Source organism: Propionivibrio pelophilus DSM 12018, from assembly GCF_059569095.1.
Genome location: NZ_JCANUT010000148.1, coordinates 1 through 1,011, shown reverse-complemented (window position 1 = coordinate 1,011; position 1,011 = coordinate 1). Strand labels below are relative to the sequence as shown.

Genomic DNA, 1,011 nt, shown 5'->3' with positions numbered 1-1,011 from the left:
TGCGCCAGGGTGTTGGTCTTGCCCGTGCCGGCGCCAGCAATGATCAGCAGGGGATCGCTGACACCTCCCGGGCCAATGCCGTGGGTCGCCGCCTCGCGCTGGGCGTCGTTGAGACGGGCGAGATAGGCCGGCGCGGTAACCGTCACGTCGTTCATGCGGGGCAGGGCGCTTGATCGGGGGATACGAACAATGGATCGTGCCGCTCGGGCGGTGCCACGGCGACCAACGCGATCGCCTCGTCACACTCCGGGCAAATGCGGTACTCCTGCACGCCATGCCGAGCCGGCTCCATGCGGGTCGGATCGATCGGGGTGTGGCAGTGGGGGCAGATGAAACGGTGTGGTTGGGGCATGGCGAATTCCTTGAATACTGTGATTATATACAGTAGTTCCGTTGGCCGTGGAGTTGGACCCCATGCAAGGGCGTCCTGTCTTGCCGAGTCACAAAACTCCGTAGAGAATCGTTGCGTATTTCGTTGCTCCTTCCCCGTTTTGTTCTCCAGAGAAAGCTACTCGCCATGAAGTTGATTGCCGCGCTCGTGTTCTCCCTCTTTTCCGCTGCGACGTTTGCGCAGGGACTGGCCGGCTGCGAGGCCAAGGCCCTCAGCAAGGATGGCAAGCCGTTGGCCGGTGCCGCCAAAACGGCGTTCGTCAAGAAATGCCAGGCCGACATCAAGATCGCCTGTGAGGTCAAGGCGGTCGGCGCGAACGGCAAGAAGCTCGCCGGTGCGGCGAAGAACTCCTTCATGAAGAAGTGCGTGGGCGAAACCCCGTAGCCCTTGCCGACGTTTCCGTCGGATACGCGTAAAAAAAATCCCGGGCCAGTGCGGCTCGGGATTGAAATCCCATCGTTGCGATGGGTCAGGGAGGGTCAAACAGTGTCAGCGGGGGTTCCCGTGGACTATTTTCACGTGGTTTTTACGCTACCCGAGGAGATCGCGGCAATCGCGTACCAGAACAAGGCCGTGGTCTACGACATCCTGTTTCACGCCACCGCCGAAACCTTGCGCAC

3 protein-coding genes and 1 pseudogene are annotated in these 1,011 nt (G+C 61.0%); 2 read left to right on the top strand and 2 right to left on the bottom strand.

Going from position 1 to position 1,011, the window contains the following annotated elements:
* On the bottom strand, positions 1 to 155 hold a 155-nt coding region (locus tag BO74_RS21155), incomplete at its 3' end, for a UvrD-helicase domain-containing protein (protein ID WP_496445388.1).
* Positions 152 to 352, bottom strand: coding sequence for a hypothetical protein (locus tag BO74_RS21150; RefSeq protein WP_496445386.1), 201 nt, complete (start codon positions 350 to 352; stop codon positions 152 to 154). The genes BO74_RS21150 and BO74_RS21155, both read right to left, overlap by 4 nt.
* Before the next feature lie 165 nt (positions 353 to 517).
* Between BO74_RS21150 and BO74_RS21145 the strand changes: the two genes are divergently transcribed.
* Complete coding sequence (locus tag BO74_RS21145; protein ID WP_496445385.1) at positions 518 to 775, top strand: hypothetical protein; 258 nt, start codon at positions 518 to 520, stop codon at positions 773 to 775.
* A gap of 114 nt (positions 776 to 889) precedes the next feature.
* A pseudogene (locus tag BO74_RS21140) lies at positions 890 to 1,011 on the top strand (IS91 family transposase); the annotation flags it as partial.

Excerpts from the sequence above, each read along its gene's own strand:
- BO74_RS21150 (WP_496445386.1), bottom strand. The coding sequence starts at position 352 with ATGCCCCAACCACACCGTTTCATCTGCCCCCACTGCCACACCCCGATC.
- BO74_RS21145 (WP_496445385.1), top strand. The coding sequence starts at position 518 with ATGAAGTTGATTGCCGCGCTCGTGTTCTCCCTCTTTTCCGCTGCGACG.